Source organism: Pseudomonas sp. GW821-FHT03A09 (assembly GCF_059421065.1).
On record NZ_JBWKUX010000018.1, the window covers coordinates 34,521 to 51,435 of the forward strand.

Here is a 16,915-nt window from a genome sequence, read left to right on the forward strand (position 1 = left end):
GTTTGATGCTAAGCGCTGATGGGAAGCTCTAGTTCGAAGTTGGGTGCTTCCAGGGGCGCCAGGCCGAACGCGGCACGTGCGGCATCGCAATCGACGTTTTGCACGCCCTGGCTCCACGACGCGTCGAACTCACGGCACGGGCTCGATCGTTGCTCATAAATTGTACAGCTAGTGGCTTTGCCCACCTCGCCTTCCAGGCTACAGCAGCGCGCTGGTTTCTGGTCGGTACCGATCATCGCCACACGAGTGGGGTTGATCTGTACGACTAAGTCATCGGGTACTGTGCCACCCGATGAGGCGCACTCGCCCCAGAAAAAAGACACACGAAAGTATGAACAGCAGGCACCGCAATTCAGACACGGACTGGCTTCGGACATGGGCGTCATCGATAAGAAAAGTAGAAGTGGGATGTTTCGGAAGGCTCGCCATTCTATCCGTGCCATGGCCGTTGGGAAGAGGGGCGAGCACTTATATTTTGTATCGGTGAAGTCCCGTACCGACGGGTGAAATCATGCCCTATCAGCTTTACGAATCATTACAGACAACTGTCGTCAGCCTGACTATGTTGCAGGTGCCGGGCGGGATGCATCGGGCATCGCAGCGCCTATAACAATAAAAGAGACGGACCCATGCAGAACTCGACCCAAGCGACGAATGCCTGGCGCATTCTGTTCCTGCTGTTCCTCGCCAACCTGTTCAACTTCTTTGACCGTACCATCCCCGCGATCATCATCGAACCCATCCGCATGGAATGGCACCTGAGCGACTTCCAGCTCGGCATCATTGGCACCGCATTCACCATCGTTTATGCCATTGCCGGCCTGCCGCTGGGGCGTCTGGCTGATACCGGCTCACGTAGCAAACTGATGGGCTGGGGCTTGTTCGTCTGGAGCGGGCTGACCGCGATCAACGGCATGGTTGGCAGTTTCTGGACGTTCTTGCTGGTGCGCATGGGCATTGGTATCGGCGAAGCCAGCTATGCGCCCGCCGCCAACTCGCTGATCGGCGACCTGTTCCCGGCACACCGTCGGGCGCGGGCCATGGGCATTTTCATGTTGGGCCTGCCACTGGGGCTATTGCTGGCATTTTTCACCATCGGCGCGATGGTCAAGGCGTTTGACAGCTGGCGTGCACCGTTCTTTATCGCCGCCGTACCGGGCCTGATCCTGGCGGTGTTCATGTTCTATATCAAGGAGCCCAAGCGTGGCGCGGCGGAAACCGTGCAAGTCTCCCAGGAACGTGTCGACCGCCCGATCCGTCGCGTACTGGCGGTGCCGACCTTCCTGTGGCTGGTGTTGGCCGGGCTGTGCTTTAACTTTGCCACCTATGCGTGCAACTCGTTCCTGGTGCCGATGCTGCAGCGCTACTTCCTGATGCCGCTGCAGGACGCGGCCGTGGCCACTGGGGTCATCGTCGGGTTGACCGGCCTGGTAGGCTTGACCTTGGGTGGCTGGATTGCCGATAAGATCCATCAGCGGGTCGCCAATGGCCGCCTGTTGTTTGCCGCGTGCAGTCTGATCATCTCCACCGTCACCACCGCTTGGGCATTGCATGCGGGGCGTATTGAGATTGGTGTGTTTGTGGCGCTGTTCAGTGTCGGCTGGTTGTTCGCCTACAACTTCTACACCTGCGTGTACACGGCGATCCAGGATGTGGTCGAACCGCGCCTGCGGGCCACGGCGATGGCATTGTTCTTTGCCGGTCTGTACCTGCTGGGTGGCGGCATGGGGCCCATCGTGGTGGGTGGCTTGTCGGATCATTTTGCCCACTCGGCCATGTACGCGGCGGGTGCCGAACAGATGACCGAAGCTTATAAAGCTGTGGGCCTGCACGACGCGATGTACCTGATTCCAGTGGCGCTGTTCCTGACCATGCTGTTCCTGTTCCAGGCTTCTCGCAGTTTTGTGCGGGATGCCAAGAAGATGAAGGAGGGCTTGAGTGCGGTGGAGGTGCCCGCTTCGGCGGCAACTGCCTGAGACCGCCATCGGGGGCAAGCCCCCTCCCACACTGGATTGGGTTCACATATTCAGATGTGTGAATGCCGTTCAATGTGGGAGGGGGCTTGCCCCGATGAGGCCCTTGAGGCAAATAAAAAGGCCCGCATTGCGCGGGCCTTTTTGCTTCAAACAGTGGTCAACCGGCGACCAGCACCCGAATCGCTTCCAGGCGCAACGCCGCCTTATCCAACATGGCCAAACCTTGTTCACGTTGGTTGCGCAGCGCCACCAGCTCGCTGTCACGCACCGTCGGGTTGACGGCTTGCAACGCGGTCAGGCGCGCCAGTTCTTCGTCGGTGTCCGCCGCCAGGCGACGCTTGGCCTCGGCCACACGCTCGGCGTGACGTGGGGTGATCTTTTCTTCACCGGCGTTGATCCGTGGCGTCAGTTGGTCACGCTGAGCCTGGATGAACTTGTTGGCGCTGGCCCGTGGCACGCTTTCCAGTTGGTCGTTCAAGGTCACGAACGACACACGGCCCGACAGGTCATTGCCGTTGGCATCCAGCAGGCAGCGCAGGGCGGCCGGTGGCAGGTAACGGCCCAGTTGCAGCGAGCGCGGTGCAACCACTTCACTGACGTAGAGCAGTTCGAGCAACACGGTACCCGGCTTGAGCGCCTTGTTCTTGATCAGCGCTACGGCGGTATTGCCCATGGAGCCGGACAACACCAGGTCCATGCCGCCCTGCACCATCGGGTGTTCCCAGGTGATGAACTGCATGTCTTCACGCGACAGCGCCTGGTTACGGTCGTAGGTGATGGTCACACCTTCGTCGTCGCCCAGGGGGAAGCTGGCATCCAGCATTTTTTCGCTGGGCTTGAGGATCAGTGCGTTTTCCGAATGGTCTTCGCTGTCGATGCCGAAAGCGTCGAACAGGGTTTCCATGTAGATCGGCAGGGCAAACTGGTCGTCTTGCTCAAGGATGTCCTCGACCAAGGCATCGCCTTCACCTGCACCGCCGGAGTTGAGTTCCAGCAGGCGGTCGCGACCAGTGTGCAGCTCTTCTTCCAGGCGCTCGCGCTCGGCACGGGCCTCGTCAATCAGGGCTTGCCACTCGCCGTCGTCGGCGTTTTCCAGCAGCGGCAGCAGGCGTGGGCCGAACTGGTGCTGCAAGGCGTTACCGGTCGGGCAGGTGTTGAGGAAGGCGTTCAATGCCTCGTTGTACCACTGGAACAGGCGCTCTTGCGGGCTGGTTTCCAGGTATGGCACGTGCAGTTCGATCACATGTTTCTGGCCGATCCGGTCCAGACGGCCAATCCGCTGCTCCAGCAGGTCGGGGTGGGACGGTAGGTCGAACAGCACCAGGTGGTGGGAGAACTGGAAGTTGCGGCCTTCACTGCCGATTTCCGAACAGATCAGCACCTGGGCGCCGAATTCTTCGTCCGCGAAGTAAGCAGCGGCGCGGTCACGTTCGAGGATGTTCATCCCCTCGTGGAACACCGTGGCCGGGATGCCGGAACGCACGCGCAAGGCATCTTCCAGGTCCATGGCGGTTTCGGCGTGGGCGCAGATCACCAGGACTTTGGTGCGCTTGAGCATTTTCAGCTGGTCGATCAGCCACTCGACCCGTGGGTCGAAGCGCCACCAGCGATTGTCTTCCTCGATGTCCGGCTGCGACTGGAAACTGACTTCCGGGTACAACTCGGCGTGTTCGCCCAAGGGCAATTCGAGGTATTCGTCCGGGTTCGGCAGCGGGTAGGCGTGCAGCTTGCGTTCCGGGAAACCTTGCACGGCAGCACGGGTGTTACGGAACAGCACGCGGCCGGTGCCGTGGCGGTCGAGCAGCTCGCGCACCAGGCGGGCGCTGGCTTCGGTGTCGCCATCGTTGACGGCAGTGAGCAGGGCTTCACCTTCGTCGCCGAGGAAACCCTGGATGGTCTTGTGTGCGGTCGGCGACAGGCGGCCTTTGTCCAACAGCTCCTGTACGGCCTCGGCCACCGGGCGATAGTTCTCGCTCTCGGCACGGAAGGCGGCGAGGTCGTGGAAGCGGTTCGGATCCAGCAGGCGCAGGCGTGCAAAGTGACTGTCCTGGCCCAACTGCTCCGGGGTGGCGGTGAGCAGCAGTACGCCGGGAATGACTTCGGCCAACTGCTCGACCAGCGCGTACTCCGGACTGACCTTGTCTTCATGCCACACCAAATGGTGGGCTTCGTCGACGACCAGCAAGTCCCAACCTGCGGCGAACAGCGCGTCCTGGGCCTTTTCGTCGTCCACCAGCCATTCCAGGGCGACCAGCGCCAGCTGGGTGTCTTCGAACGGGTTGGCGGCATCGCTTTCGATAAAGCGTTCTTCGTCGAACAGGGCGACTTGCAGGTTGAAACGGCGGCGCATTTCCACCAGCCACTGGTGCTGCAGGTTTTCCGGCACCAGGATCAGCACACGGTTGGCGCGGCCCGACAGCAGTTGGCGGTGGATCACCAAACCGGCTTCAATGGTCTTGCCCAGGCCTACTTCGTCGGCCAGCAATACCCGTGGCGCGATACGGTCCGCGACTTCGCGGGCAATGTGCAGTTGGTGGGCAATCGGTTGCGCACGCACGCCGCCCAGGCCCCACAGCGAGGACTGCAATTGGCGACTGGTATGCTCCAGTGTGTGGTAACGCAGCGAGAACCAGGCGAGCGGGTCGATCTGCCCGGCGAACAGGCGGTCGCTGGCCAGGCGAAACTGGATGAAGTTGGAGAGTTGGGTTTCTGGCAGGGTGACCTGCTCGTTCTGCCCATTGAGGCCGTGGTACACCAGCAGGCCGTCGACGTCGTCGACTTCCTGTACGGTCATTTTCCAGCCTTCGAAATGGGTGATGGTGTCACCCGGCGAAAACCTCACGCGAGTGAGGGGCGCATTCCGTAGCGCATACTGACGAGTGTCGCCAGTGGCCGGATAGAGCACGGTCAACAAGCGCCCGTCCTGTGCCAGAACGGTGCCTAACCCCAGCTCTGCTTCGCTGTCACTAATCCAGCGTTGCCCCGGTTGATACTGCTGCGCCATGCTGCCTGACTCCCGCCGTGAAAAAGCCGACTATCTTAACGGAACACGGCCCTCAGCCAAAGGACTCTGACAAAAACTACTCTGTTTGAGTGGCGGTCCGAAAGTTGAATCGACCGATGGCGGGCACTCACGAGTGTCGACTGGGTCACAGCTTGGCCAGTGGGCACTCAAGTCGCCCCGTGGCCCGCCGACAGCCTGTTGATCAGGAGAATAAACATTATGTTGCCACCCATGCTGCCCGTCAGTGTCGTGCCGGTCACCTCGCAACTCGATCCGGTGCGCCAGAAGCCGGATATCCCACCGGTGGTGCCCGTACAAGCGGGCTCCAACGAGAGCACGATCGACCTGAAAAAGGGCGACGCGGAGCAGTCGACCTTTCTGTTGCGCGAAGAACAGCGCCGCCAGCAAGAGCAGCAAAAACGTCGGCGCGAAGCCGGCGAAGATCCTGAACAGCACCTGCCGGTTCCCGGGGATGTGCTGAATGCCGACAACACCGTGCCGGTTGCCCCGTTGATCGAAGATGCGCCACGCCAGGGGTTGTGGGTGGACGTCGAGGTCTAGTCGCTCAGCTCCCGCAGTGCCGCTATCAGCAACTCGATGTCGTGATCGTTGTTGAGAGGGCTGACGGAGATTCGCGCAATACTGCTCAACCCACGTGCCTGCATGTCCAAAGGGGTATACGCCACGCTGTTGGCACCGATATTGATGCGCTTGAGCCCCAGGCGTCGCTTGAGTTCGAAGGCGTCCCAGCCTGCGAGGTTGAAGGCGATCAAGCCTGAATGAATCACGCCTGAGTCATGCAGGGAGATGCCAGGAATCTCACGCAATGCCTCACGAATGTGCCCGCTCAGTTGTAAGACCCTTTCCCAGGTTCGCTCCACGCCCAGCCGGTTGATCTCTTGCAGTGCATTGCCCAATCCCGCCAACAGGGCATAGGACGCTTCGCTGGTTTCAAAGCGTCGGGTGTCGTTACGCAAGTCAAAACCTTCGGCGGTCCAGGGGGCTGAAAATACATCCCGTTGAGCGGGGTTCAGGTGTTGAAGGAAATCCGGTCGTACGTACAGCAGCGCCGTACCCCGTGGCCCGCGCAGGTGTTTGCGGCCAGCGGACTTGAGCACATCGCAGTGCAGCGTTTGCACATCCACTGGCAATTGGCCGACAGCCTGGCCGGCGTCGATGACGTAAGGAATGCCGTGACGCTTGGCCACTTCACCTATCGCCTGGGCCGGATTGATCAGGCCGCCGTTGGCGGGCAGCCAGGTCAGGTCGATCAGCTTCACCTTCGAGTCGATCATCGACTCCAGTGCTATAGGGCAGACCGCGCCGCTTTCATCGCAGGGAATCACATCCACTCGCGCACCCGCTTGCACCGCGAGGTCCATGCTGGCGAGGTTGCCACCCCATTCTTGGCGGCCCACCAGAATGCGGTCGCCGGGATGCCAAGCACCCAGGGCTTGAAACGCCATGCTCCACGCGGTCGAGCCGCTGCTGGCAAAGGCGATGGACGCGGCTGGGGCATTGAGCAGTTGCCCGGCAGCGCGCCGGGCCTTTTCCACCAGCACCGCGCCATGCTCGCCGGCTTCCATGGGGCCGTCGCGGGCTTCGCGTTGCAACTGATCGATGATCGCGTCGAGGGTCGCCTGGCTTGGCAAAGAGGCACCGGCATGATTGAAATGCACGAGGCCCGACTGGCAACCCGGCGTTGCGTCCCGCAGGTGTTGGACGTCGAGCGGGCTCATGGCAGCAACTCGAAAATCCCATCCACCTCCACGGCGACGCCGGCCGGCAAGCTCGATACACCCACGGCGGTGCGCACGTGCCGACCCTTGTCGCCGAGGGCGTTGACCAGCAGGTTCGATGCGCCATTGGCGACCGCGCTCTGCTGCGTGAAGCTGCCGCTGCTGGCAATGAACACCCCAACGCGCACAGTGCGCACCAGGCGCGACAGATCATCACCGAGGGCGTGGCTCAATTGCCCCAGCAGGCCCAGAGCCGCCAACTGCGCCGCCTGGGTGCCTTCTTCGTCGCTAAGGGATTCGCCCAACCGACCGACAAAGGCGGGTTTGCCGTCGACCAACGGAATTTGTCCGGAGACAAACAGCTGGTTCCCATTGATGACGTGGTTGATGTAGTTGGCGGCTGGTTGGCTGGGGGTGGGCAGCGTCAGGCCGAGGGCGTGCACGCGTTGGCGGATCGAGTCGCTCATGGTGAATCCTCCTGGTTCAAGAGGTTTGAGCATGTCGCGCGTGGCGATGGACGACAAACGGATAGATCTCACGCGACGTATCGAAAAAACTCACGCGTGCGCGCAGGTTTCCTTCAACCAATCACTGAAACATCTGGACGCTTCACTGACGGGGCCGTGGGGCGTGATCAGCCAGTAACCGATGTCGCTTTGATAAGGCGGCCAGTCGAAGGCCTCCACCAGACTGCCATCCAAGAGCCTGCGCTCGATCAGCCGGTGGCGGCCCATGGCGATCCCCTGGCCGGCCACGGCGGCCTCGACCACGATGTTGTAGTCATGCAACACCACGCGGGGGTGGCCGGCGAGGTCGATGTGATAATGCGCGGACCAGTCCGTCCATTCGAATGGACGATGGGAGGTGGCCATCAACAACGGGCCGTTATGCAGTTGGCTGGCCTTGAAAGCGGGGCTGCACACGGGTGAGATTGCCTCATCCATCAGGCGCATGGCTTGCACATCGGGCCAGTCACCCTTGCCGTAGCGGATGGCCAGGTCGACTTCGGCGGCGGCGACGTTGGCTAGCTGAATCGCCGGCAACAACTCCACCTGGATGTGTGGGTAACGGTTGAGAAAACCGGCCATACGTGGGGCCAGCCACAGCGTGGCGAAGGAAGCCAGCAGGCCGATGCGCAGCACGGTGTGGTTGGGGGCGACCCGCTGCGTACGGGTGGCAGCGGCGATGACGTCCAGGGCAGGGCGGATTTCGTCGTAGTAATGCTGGCCGTCGGGTGTCAGATCAATCGCCCGGGTACGTCGGATAAACAGCGGTTTGCCCAGGTGTTGTTCGAGCTTTTGCACTTGGTGGCTCAACGCACTTTGGGTCACCGACAACTCGTTGGCCGCCTTGATAAAACTCAAGTGCCGCGCCACCGCCTCGAATGCGCGCAGGGCCAACAATGGCGGAAGGTCCTTGTGCAATGCCACTTGAGTGCGCCTCCGGAGTCAGGGGGAAGTGCCGATTTTGGGTGATGACCTGCCTTTTGTCGCCCGCTGATTTGCCGTTGAGCGGGGGAGGCCGCATTATTGAGCGATTCCCGCCACGACGTAAGCCAAGCCATGAGTGAAGACGACAAGCTGATCGACCTGAATGCCGAACGTGCCAAGCGTGTGCATGACCTGAATGACAAACGCCTCAATGAAGTTCGCCAGGCGTTTGAACAGGCGATGCCCCTTGGGAAAGTTAAGAAAAAGCCAAAGAGCAAACCGAAAAAGCGTTGAAACTGCCTGCATCTGTTGATACAGGTCAGTTATTGCCCTTCTTTACGCCCCGTTGCGGGCGACATTGATCCCCGTCAATTTTCCAATCCGCCTTCTCCTTTAACTTAGCCCTATCGCAACAGGGCATGAGCAGGAGGCCGGTCATGTTTTTCGATAATGTGGTGTTTGCCGGAGTGCTGACGGTCAGCCTCATGGTGTTGTTCTTTGTAGGGTTTGGGATTTTTATCTGGAAGGACGCTAACAAGCGTAAAGAACCGTAAGTCTTTCTGGATTACATGAGCACGCAAGGCATTTTGGGCGACTTCGGTCGCCCTTTTTTTTGCCTGCTATTTAACAAACGAAGATTAACTGTGGGAGCCGGATAAGCCCGGCTCCCACAGTTGGACCGCGACGAGTTTAAAGTCGTGAAATAAAAAAGGTGCGAACCTCGCGGATCGCACCTTTTTTCATGGCCGGGAAACTATCAGCTTCCGAGCGCCTTGGACGCCAGCCAGAACAACCCCGCCGACAGGCCAACCGTGGCTGGCAGGGTCAGCACCCAGGCCATCAGGATGGTCTTGACGGTGCCGCCTTGCAGGCCGCTCTTGTTGGCAACCATGGTGCCGGCTACACCGGACGACAACACGTGGGTCGTCGAAACCGGCAGGCTGAAGATGTTGGCCAGGCCAATCATGCTCGCCGTGGTGATCTGTGCCGACATGCCCTGGGCGTAGGTCATGCCTTGCTTGCCGATCTTCTCGCCGATGGTCAACACCACGCGCTTCCAGCCGACCATGGTGCCCAGGCCCAAGGCCAGTGCAACGGCCAGGATCACCCAGAATGGGGCGTATTCGGTGGTGGCGGTCAGGTCCTTGCGCAGCTTGTCCAGGTCGGACTTCTCGCGTGCATCCAAGCCTGGCAGCTTGCCGACTTTCTTCGCGGTGTCGTCTAGGCACAGCAGGTAACGGCGCACTTCAATGCGGTGCTCGGAGGTCAGCGAGTGGTAGTCGGAGACGCCTTTCAAGGTTTCCATCAGGGCGTTGATGGTCGGCTCAGTCTGTTGCGGGTTGCATTGGAACTTGCCCGGCAGGTCGTCCTTCACGCCTTTGCCCAACGCCAGGAACTCGCCAAGAGTGGCGTTGTTGCGCTGGTAGAACTGGCTCAGGTGCACGGTCGCGTCGCGAGTACGTTCGATCTGGTAAGTGGTGCTGCCCAGGTCGAGGACGAACTGTGCCGGCACGATGCCGATCAGCACCAGCATGATCAGGCCGATGCCTTTTTGGCCATCGTTGGAGCCGTGCACGAAGCTCACGGCCATGGCCGAAATCACCAGGACCAGGCGGTTCCAGAAGGGTGGGTGTTTCTTGTCGTCGAGCTTGCGGCGCTGGTCCGGCGTCTTGTGCATCTTCGACAGCGGGCGCCACCATTTCAGGCCGATCAGCACCAAGGCTGCGACCAGGAAACCGGCCATCGGCGAGAACACCAGGGACGCACCGATATCGATCGCTTTCTGCCAGTTCACACCGTCAGCCAGGGGAATGTCGTTGATCAGGGCATTGGCCAGTCCGACGCCGAGGATCGAGCCGATCAGGGTATGGGAGCTGGAGGCAGGGATGCCGAAGTACCAGGTGCCCAGGTTCCAGGTGATCGCCGCGGCCAATAAAGAGAAGACCATTGCCAAACCATGGCCGGTATTCACATTGATCAGCAACTCCACCGGCAGCAAATGCACAATGGCGTAGGCGACCCCCACACCACCGAGCAACACGCCGAGGAAGTTGAATACCCCGGAGAAGAACACGGCCAGGTGCGGCGGCATGGCTTTGGTATAGATGACTGTGGCCACCGCGTTAGCGGTGTCATGAAAGCCATTGATGAACTCGAAGGCGAGGACAAAGGCCAGGGCGAGCAACAGGCTCACTAGAACCCAAGCATCCAGTCCGCTGAATAAATCGATCATGAAGGTTTTCTGACCCGGTCGTAAGGGGGCGCGATTATGCCAGAAAACCTCAGTAATCGATGCATTAGCTGCTCATCGGTAACAACCTTCATTGAAAAAGCACCGCGAAAGGGCGCGCATCCCAGGTTTTTCGGGGGCTTGGCAAGTCTTTGATTTATAAAGTACGAGGCCGAGAGAGCGGGGTTTTGTCATTCAAATGTCATGTCTGAAACATTTGTATGAAATTTCGTTGGTAGCAGCAGGACGCTGACCAATTGGAGGAAAGGAGGTGCTCTCCGCCGAGGGTGGACCGGCGGAGACAGCAAAACCAGCAAGGCTCGCGTCGAAGGGTTTATGGCTCTTCGGTTTTGAGCTCCTGTTCAATCTTTTGAATTTCCTGGGCAAATGCCTGATCCAGCAGGCTGGCTCGTTTGCGCCATGGCTTGCGTTCCGGCTCAGGTTGGGCGGCGTAGGTGGTGACTTCCCCGCCGTAAACGTCCTTGTAACGTTGCTCCTGGCGCTCAAGTTCCGCGCGCAGTTCGTCTTTCGTCACAGTGTTACCTAATTAAGTTGAGTTTATTTATTGTGCAACGTCGCGCCTGAAAGTCGTCCTCGGGCTATTTCCATATGAACAGTGGAACCGTTCAAGTTTGTTAAAGGCGCCAAAGGGCAAGATCGTGCAAGCGACTACTTGTGACCGGCAATGCCTACAACCCGCAACGCCTGGTGAGCTCCAATCCCGACATCAATACCGGGCCGACCTCTGCACAGGCTGCATTATAGCGAGGCATTTGAATAACACTATCATCATGAAGTTAAAAATCGTCAACGTCGTGTGAGGGTTTTGTTACATGCACGTGCCGGCCTTTTCAAAAAGACGGCGCGATAAAGTCTGCACTCATTTAGATAAGTGCCGAGTACGCATTCTTTATAGGTTCACCGTGCACGAATGAAACGTGGCGCACTGACCAAATTGCGATAATCGCATGATCGTCCGATAATCGCCCAATGTTGCCGTGGCCACCTTGTACATCTCGGTCGGTGCGGCTTGTAATAGCCGCCAACCCTCCCTGCGGTTGAAAATAAGAGAAAGGACCCTGAAATGAACGATCAATTGCGCAACTCCTTCGCGTCAGTGGCGCCGCCGATCGTGGCGTCACCGGCCAAGCGCATCCAGGCGTTCACGGGTGATCCGGACTTCATGACGTCACTCGCCCGAGGCTTGGCCGTGGTGCAGGCATTCCAGGAGCGCAAGCGCCACCTGACCATCGCCCAGATCAGCCACCGCACCGAAATCCCTCGCGCCGCTGTGCGCCGTTGCCTGCATACCCTGATCAAGCTCGGCTACGCCACCACGGATGGACGTACCTATTCATTGCTGCCCAAAGTGCTGACCCTGGGCCATGCCTATCTGTCGTCCACGCCGTTGGCGGTGTCGGCCCAGCCTTATCTGGACCGCATGAGCGAGCAACTCCACGAAGCCTGCAATATGGCGACCCTGGAAGGCGATGACATTCTCTATATCGCCCGTTCGGCTACCACCCAGCGCCTGATTTCCGTGGACCTGTCGGTGGGCGGGCGCTTACCGGCGTATTGCACGTCCATGGGCCGTATCCTGCTGGCGGCGCTGGACGACTCCTCGCTCAAGGACTACCTCGACCACGCTGACCTGCAAACCAAGACCAGCCGCACCCTGACCACGCCCCAAGCGTTGTTCGAATGCCTGCAACAAGTACGTCAGCAGGGCTGGTGCATCGTCGACCAGGAACTGGAGCAAGGCCTGCGTTCCATCGCCGTGCCGGTGTATGACGCCTCGGGCCAGGTGCTGGCCGCGCTGAATGTCAGCACCCATGCCGGACGGGTTAGCCGCAGCGAGTTGGAGCAGCGCTTCTTGCCGAGCATGCTCAGCGCCAGCCGCGAGTTGAGCGCTCAGTTGTTTGCCTAAGTGTTCGGTGACCGCACAGATCCCGGCTTGATCAATTGACGGTGTTTCCCCTGGCTTATTAATGTGCGGCAGCACTATCGCTGCCCCCCATAATAATGACGGCCTCAGGTCGTTGGCCCGCCCATCGGTGTGGAAATAACAATAATGAATCAGCCTTCTGTCGGTACGAATCTGGACGTGCAGTCCTTTATCAACACCCAACCGCTGTCGCGCTATCAGTGGCGTGTGGTGATCCTGTGTTTCCTGATTGTCTTCCTCGATGGCCTCGACACGGCCGCCATGGGCTTTATCGCGCCGGCGCTGTCCCAGGACTGGGGCATTGACCGCGCCAGTCTAGGCCCGGTGATGAGTGCCGCGTTGATTGGCATGGTGTTCGGCGCACTGGGCTCCGGTCCGTTGGCCGACCGTTTCGGGCGCAAAGTAGTGCTGGTGGGCGCGGTGTTGGTGTTTGGCGCGTTCAGCCTGGCGTCGGCCTACAGCACTAACGTCGACCAGTTGCTGGTATTGCGCTTTCTGACCGGGCTGGGCTTGGGCGCAGGAATGCCGAATGCCACTACGCTGCTGTCCGAGTACACCCCGGAGCGCCATAAATCGCTGTTGGTGACCAGTATGTTTTGTGGGTTCAACCTCGGCATGGCCGGTGGCGGGTTTATCTCGGCCAAGCTGATTCCGGCGTTTGGTTGGCACAGCCTGTTGATGATCGGCGGCATCCTGCCGTTGATCCTGGCAGTGGTGTTGTTGGTATGGCTGCCGGAATCGGCGCGTTATCTGGTGGTGCGCAATCGCGGCAGCGACAAGGTGCGCAAAACCCTGTCCCCCATCGCGCCCGACCTCGTCGCCCAGGCCACCAGTTTCAGCGTGCCCGAGCAGAAAACCGTCAAGGCTCGCAACGTGTTTGCAGTGATCTTCTCCGGGACCTACAGCGCCGGCACCTTGTTGCTGTGGCTCACTTATTTTATGGGCCTGGTGATTGTTTACCTGCTGACCAGCTGGCTGCCGACCCTGATGCGCGACAGCGGCGCCAGCATGGAGCAGGCCGCGTTTATCGGCGCCTTGTTCCAGTTCGGTGGTGTACTGAGTGCCGTCGGCGTGGGTTGGGCGATGGACCGGTTCAATCCGCACAAGGTCATCGGCACTTTCTACCTGTTGGCCGGGGTGTTTGCCTACGCAGTGGGGCAGAGCCTGGGCAATATCACGCTGCTGGCGACCTTGGTACTGATCGCCGGGATGTGCGTCAACGGCGCGCAATCGGCGATGCCATCCCTGGCCGCACGTTTCTACCCGACCCAAGGACGTGCGACCGGTGTGTCGTGGATGCTTGGCATTGGTCGCTTCGGCGCGATCCTCGGTGCGTGGATGGGCGCTACCTTGCTCGGCCTGGGCTGGAATTTCGAGCAAGTGCTGACTGCCTTGGTGATCCCGGCCGCGCTGGCCACCACTGCGGTTGTGATCAAGGGCATGGTGAGCCACGCCGATGCCACTTAAGACCAGGCACGCTTAAAAAATGTGGGAGCGGGCTTGCCCGCGATGTCGGTGGATCAGTCACTGAATGTATCGACTGACACGCTGCCATCGCGGGCAAGCCCCCTCCCACATTGGCATGCTCGAGCAAACGATAGCCTGCAAACAATCCGTTCGATAATCGAACGCTGAGTCGATTATCGGATTGTTCGGCCCATTTCTCCGGCTTAACCTTCAAGCACTTCGGCGCCACCTCAGCGCCTTTTTCGATCAACACCGGGAGCCCGAACCCCATGGCTGAAATCCTTACCCTGCGTGATGCGGTCAAGCGCTTCGTGAATGACGGAGATACTGTCGCGCTCGAAGGCTTCACCCACCTGATCCCTACAGCGGCGGGTCATGAAATCATTCGTCAGGGCAAGAAAGACCTGACGCTGGTGCGTATGACGCCTGACCTGATCTACGATCAGTTGATCGGTGCCGGCTGTGCCCGCAAGTTGATTTTCTCCTGGGGTGGCAACCCTGGCGTGGGGTCCCTGCATCGCTTGCGTGACGCGGTCGAGAAGCAATGGCCGCAACCGCTGGAGATCGAAGAGCACAGTCACGCTGACTTGGCCAATGCCTACGTCGCCGGGGCGTCGGGCCTGCCGTTCGCGGTGCTGCGTGCCTACGCCGGTTCCGACCTGCCCAAGGTCAACCCGTTGATCAAGACTGTGACGTGCCCGTTCACCGGCGAAGTGTTGGCGGCAGTGCCATCGGTACGCCCGGACGTCACCGTGATCCATGCGCAGAAAGCCGACCGCAAGGGCAACGTGTTGCTCTGGGGCATTCTGGGTGTGCAGAAGGAAGCGGCGTTGGCAGCCAAGCGCTGCATCGTCACCGTCGAAGAAATCGTCGATGACCTGAACGCGCCGATGAATGCCTGCGTGTTGCCGACCTGGGCCCTGACTGCGGTGTGCCATGTACCCGGTGGCGCGCATCCGTCCTACGCCCATGGCTACACCGAACGTGACAATCGTTTCTACCAAGCGTGGGACCCCATCGCCCGCGACCGCGGGACCTTTACCGCCTGGATCGATCAATACATCCACGGCACCGCTGATTTCAGTGAATTCCAGGCCAAGCTGGCCACCGCGCAGGAGGCCCACTAATGGCTTACTCGACCAACGAAATGATGACCGTCGCCGCCGCACGCCGCCTCAAGAACGGCTCGGTGTGTTTTGTCGGCATCGGCTTGCCGTCCAAGGCTGCCAACCTGGCCCGCCTGACTTCGTCGCCGGATGTGGTGTTGATCTATGAGTCTGGCCCGATTGGTGCCAAGCCTAGTGTGTTGCCGTTGTCCATTGGTGATGGCGAGTTGGCTGAGACCGCCGATACTGTCGTGCCAACCGGTGAGATCTTTCGCTACTGGCTGCAGGGCGGGCGCATTGACGTGGGCTTTCTCGGCGCTGCCCAGGTTGACCGCTTCGGCAATATCAACACCACCGTGGTCGGCGATTATCACCAACCCAAAGTGCGCCTGCCGGGTGCCGGTGGCGCGCCGGAAATTGCTGGGTCCGCCAAGAGCGTGTTGATCATCCTCAAGCAATCGGCGCGTTCGTTTGTCGACAAGCTGGACTTCATCACCTCGGTCGGGCACGGCGAAGGCGGCGATTCGCGCAAACGCCTGGGCCTGCCGGGCGCAGGTCCCGTAGGGATTATTACCGACCTGTGCATCATGGAGCCGGAAGAGGGCAGCCATGAATTTGTGGTCACTGCGCTGCACCCCGGCGTGACCCGCGAGCAGGTGATTGCCGCCACCGGTTGGGCGATTCGTTTTGCCGAGCACGTCGACATCACCGCCGAACCCACTGACATCGAACTGACCGCCTTGCGCGACCTCGAAGCCCGCACGGCGGCCGCCCACGGCCAAGCCCCCGGAGAAGCGTGATGCGTGACGTCTATATCTGTGACGCTATTCGTACCCCCATCGGTCGTTTCGGCGGTGGCCTGTCCACCGTGCGCGCTGATGACCTGGCGGCATTGCCGATCAAGGCCTTGATCGAGCGCAACCCGTCGGTGGATTGGAACGCCGTGGATGAAGTATTCCTCGGCTGCGCTAACCAGGCTGGCGAAGACAACCGCAACGTCGCGCGCATGGCGCTGTTGCTGGCGGGCCTGCCGGAAAGCATTCCCGGTGTGACCCTCAACCGTTTGTGCGCCTCGGGCATGGACGCGATTGGCACTGCCTTTCGCGCCATCGCCAGTGGCGAGATGGAACTGGCGATTGCCGGTGGCGTCGAGTCGATGTCCCGCGCGCCGTTCGTGATGGGCAAGGCCGATGCGGCGTTTTCGCGCAACATGAAACTGGAAGACACCACCATCGGCTGGCGCTTTATCAACCCGTTGATGAAGGCGCAGTACGGTGTGGATGCCATGCCGCAGACCGCCGATAACGTGGCCGACGACTACCAGGTGTCCCGTGCAGACCAGGACGCTTTCGCCCTGCGTAGCCAGCAACGCACCGCCGCCGCCCAGGCAGCCGGATTCTTCGCTGAAGAAATCGTGCCCGTGCGCATCGCCCATAAAAAAGGCGAAACCGTGGTGGACCAGGATGAGCATCCACGGGCTGATACCACGTTGGAAGCGCTGACCAAGCTCAAGCCGGTCAACGGCCCAGACAAGACCGTGACCGCCGGTAACGCCTCGGGTGTCAATGACGGCGCGGCGGCGTTGATTCTGGCGTCTGCCGAAGCCGTGAAAAAACACGGGCTGACCGCCCGCGCCCGCGTGCTGGGCATGGCCAGCGCCGGTGTTGCACCGCGTGTGATGGGCATCGGCCCAGTGCCGGCGGTACGCAAGTTGGTGGAGCGCCTGGGCCTGGCGGTCACCGACTTTGACGTGATTGAACTCAACGAAGCCTTTGCCAGCCAGGGTTTGGCGGTGCTGCGTGAGTTGGGCATCGCCGACGACGCGCCCCAGGTCAACCCGAACGGCGGCGCTATCGCGCTCGGCCACCCGCTGGGCATGAGCGGCGCGCGGTTGGTGCTGACGGCCCTGCATCAGCTTGAAAAAAACGGTGGCCGCAAAGGCCTGGCGACCATGTGTGTGGGCGTCGGCCAAGGCCTGGCCCTGGCGATTGAACGCATCTAATAAGAGAGGATTGCTC

At 60.4% G+C, this 16,915-nt stretch carries 16 protein-coding genes; 9 read left to right on the forward strand and 7 right to left on the reverse strand.

All coding sequences use genetic code 11. From position 1 onward, the window contains the following. Positions 1-8 precede the first annotated feature (8 nt). Complete coding sequence (locus AC07V4_RS25095) at positions 9-377, reverse strand: YkgJ family cysteine cluster protein (protein WP_492638532.1); 369 nt, start codon at positions 375-377, stop codon at positions 9-11. Between the two features lie 252 nt (positions 378-629). Here AC07V4_RS25095 and AC07V4_RS25100 point away from each other — a divergent pair, with 252 nt between their 5' ends. Continuing rightward, complete coding sequence (locus tag AC07V4_RS25100; protein WP_492638533.1) at positions 630-1,976, forward strand: spinster family MFS transporter; 1,347 nt, start codon at positions 630-632, stop codon at positions 1,974-1,976. A gap of 157 nt (positions 1,977-2,133) precedes the next feature. Here the strand turns inward: AC07V4_RS25100 and rapA are convergent, their stop codons facing one another. Continuing rightward, positions 2,134-4,980 (reverse strand): RNA polymerase-associated protein RapA, encoded by a 2,847-nt coding sequence (gene rapA / locus AC07V4_RS25105; protein ID WP_492638534.1) that lies wholly within the window; start codon positions 4,978-4,980, stop codon positions 2,134-2,136. A gap of 219 nt (positions 4,981-5,199) precedes the next feature. Here rapA and AC07V4_RS25110 point away from each other — a divergent pair, with 219 nt between their 5' ends. Then, positions 5,200-5,541 (forward strand): aspartate-semialdehyde dehydrogenase, encoded by a 342-nt coding sequence (locus tag AC07V4_RS25110; RefSeq protein WP_431749989.1) that lies wholly within the window; start codon positions 5,200-5,202, stop codon positions 5,539-5,541. Here AC07V4_RS25110 and AC07V4_RS25115 read toward each other — a convergent pair. The 3 genes from AC07V4_RS25115 to AC07V4_RS25125 form a co-directional block, all read right to left on the reverse strand. Continuing rightward, entirely contained in the window at positions 5,538-6,719 is a 1,182-nt protein-coding gene (locus AC07V4_RS25115) for an aminotransferase class V-fold PLP-dependent enzyme (RefSeq protein ID WP_492638535.1), read from the reverse strand. The two genes, AC07V4_RS25110 and AC07V4_RS25115, sit on opposite strands and share 4 nt — an antisense overlap. After that, positions 6,716-7,186, reverse strand: a complete 471-nt coding sequence (locus tag AC07V4_RS25120) for a RidA family protein (RefSeq protein ID WP_492638536.1) — start codon at positions 7,184-7,186, stop codon at positions 6,716-6,718. The genes AC07V4_RS25115 and AC07V4_RS25120 overlap by 4 nt, the downstream gene beginning before the upstream one ends. A gap of 90 nt (positions 7,187-7,276) precedes the next feature. After that, entirely contained in the window at positions 7,277-8,149 is an 873-nt protein-coding gene (locus AC07V4_RS25125) for a LysR substrate-binding domain-containing protein (RefSeq protein WP_492638537.1), read from the reverse strand. A 99-nt stretch (positions 8,150-8,248) separates the two neighbouring features. Here AC07V4_RS25125 and AC07V4_RS25130 point away from each other — a divergent pair, with 99 nt between their 5' ends. Further along, positions 8,249-8,443 (forward strand): hypothetical protein, encoded by a 195-nt coding sequence (locus AC07V4_RS25130; protein WP_431749992.1) that lies wholly within the window; start codon positions 8,249-8,251, stop codon positions 8,441-8,443. Between the two features lie 143 nt (positions 8,444-8,586). Then, on the forward strand, positions 8,587-8,703 hold the full coding sequence (gene ccoM / locus AC07V4_RS25135; RefSeq protein WP_017137226.1) for a cytochrome c oxidase subunit CcoM: 117 nt from the start codon (positions 8,587-8,589) through the stop codon (positions 8,701-8,703). A 203-nt stretch (positions 8,704-8,906) separates the two neighbouring features. On the opposite strand, the gene AC07V4_RS25140 is transcribed toward ccoM, so the two are convergent. Together AC07V4_RS25140 and AC07V4_RS25145 are read right to left on the reverse strand one after the other, a co-directional pair. Further along, positions 8,907-10,382: an inorganic phosphate transporter gene (locus AC07V4_RS25140; RefSeq protein ID WP_431749985.1), complete on the reverse strand. Its 1,476-nt coding sequence runs from the start codon at positions 10,380-10,382 to the stop codon at positions 8,907-8,909. 331 nt (positions 10,383-10,713) lie between these two features. Next, complete coding sequence (locus AC07V4_RS25145; protein ID WP_003189295.1) at positions 10,714-10,914, reverse strand: hypothetical protein; 201 nt, start codon at positions 10,912-10,914, stop codon at positions 10,714-10,716. A gap of 549 nt (positions 10,915-11,463) precedes the next feature. On the opposite strand from AC07V4_RS25145, the gene pcaR reads away from it, so the two are divergent. The 5 genes from pcaR (at position 11,464) to pcaF (ending at position 16,899) form a co-directional block, all read left to right on the forward strand. Continuing rightward, entirely contained in the window at positions 11,464-12,306 is an 843-nt protein-coding gene (pcaR, locus tag AC07V4_RS25150) for a pca regulon transcriptional regulator PcaR (RefSeq protein WP_431749984.1), read from the forward strand. 144 nt (positions 12,307-12,450) lie between these two features. Continuing rightward, complete coding sequence (gene pcaK / locus AC07V4_RS25155; RefSeq protein WP_492638538.1) at positions 12,451-13,791, forward strand: 4-hydroxybenzoate transporter PcaK; 1,341 nt, start codon at positions 12,451-12,453, stop codon at positions 13,789-13,791. 269 nt (positions 13,792-14,060) lie between these two features. After that, positions 14,061-14,918 (forward strand): CoA transferase subunit A, encoded by an 858-nt coding sequence (locus AC07V4_RS25160; RefSeq protein ID WP_431749981.1) that lies wholly within the window; start codon positions 14,061-14,063, stop codon positions 14,916-14,918. Further along, entirely contained in the window at positions 14,918-15,697 is a 780-nt protein-coding gene (locus AC07V4_RS25165; RefSeq protein ID WP_492638539.1) for a CoA-transferase subunit beta, read from the forward strand. The genes AC07V4_RS25160 and AC07V4_RS25165 overlap by 1 nt, the downstream gene beginning before the upstream one ends. Further along, a complete protein-coding gene (pcaF, locus tag AC07V4_RS25170) occupies positions 15,694-16,899 on the forward strand; it encodes a 3-oxoadipyl-CoA thiolase (RefSeq protein ID WP_492638540.1) in 1,206 nt (401 codons plus the stop codon). The genes AC07V4_RS25165 and pcaF overlap by 4 nt, the downstream gene beginning before the upstream one ends. The last annotated feature ends 16 nt before the right edge of the window (positions 16,900-16,915 follow it).

What these genes read in the sequence shown, in the direction of transcription:
- AC07V4_RS25110 (WP_431749989.1), top strand. Translation starts at nt 5,200, where the DNA reads ATGTTGCCACCCATGCTGCCCGTCAGTGTCGTGCCGGTCACCTCGCAA.
- ccoM (WP_017137226.1), top strand. Translation starts at nt 8,587, where the DNA reads ATGTTTTTCGATAATGTGGTGTTTGCCGGAGTGCTGACGGTCAGCCTC.
- AC07V4_RS25140 (WP_431749985.1), bottom strand. Translation starts at nt 10,382, where the DNA reads ATGATCGATTTATTCAGCGGACTGGATGCTTGGGTTCTAGTGAGCCTG.
- AC07V4_RS25095 (WP_492638532.1), bottom strand. Translation starts at nt 377, where the DNA reads ATGTCCGAAGCCAGTCCGTGTCTGAATTGCGGTGCCTGCTGTTCATAC.
- AC07V4_RS25100 (WP_492638533.1), top strand. Translation starts at nt 630, where the DNA reads ATGCAGAACTCGACCCAAGCGACGAATGCCTGGCGCATTCTGTTCCTG.
- AC07V4_RS25160 (WP_431749981.1), top strand. Translation starts at nt 14,061, where the DNA reads ATGGCTGAAATCCTTACCCTGCGTGATGCGGTCAAGCGCTTCGTGAAT.
- pcaR (WP_431749984.1), top strand. Translation starts at nt 11,464, where the DNA reads ATGAACGATCAATTGCGCAACTCCTTCGCGTCAGTGGCGCCGCCGATC.
- pcaK (WP_492638538.1), top strand. Translation starts at nt 12,451, where the DNA reads ATGAATCAGCCTTCTGTCGGTACGAATCTGGACGTGCAGTCCTTTATC.
- AC07V4_RS25165 (WP_492638539.1), top strand. Translation starts at nt 14,918, where the DNA reads ATGGCTTACTCGACCAACGAAATGATGACCGTCGCCGCCGCACGCCGC.
- AC07V4_RS25120 (WP_492638536.1), bottom strand. Translation starts at nt 7,186, where the DNA reads ATGAGCGACTCGATCCGCCAACGCGTGCACGCCCTCGGCCTGACGCTG.
- AC07V4_RS25115 (WP_492638535.1), bottom strand. Translation starts at nt 6,719, where the DNA reads ATGAGCCCGCTCGACGTCCAACACCTGCGGGACGCAACGCCGGGTTGC.
- rapA (WP_492638534.1), bottom strand. Translation starts at nt 4,980, where the DNA reads ATGGCGCAGCAGTATCAACCGGGGCAACGCTGGATTAGTGACAGCGAA.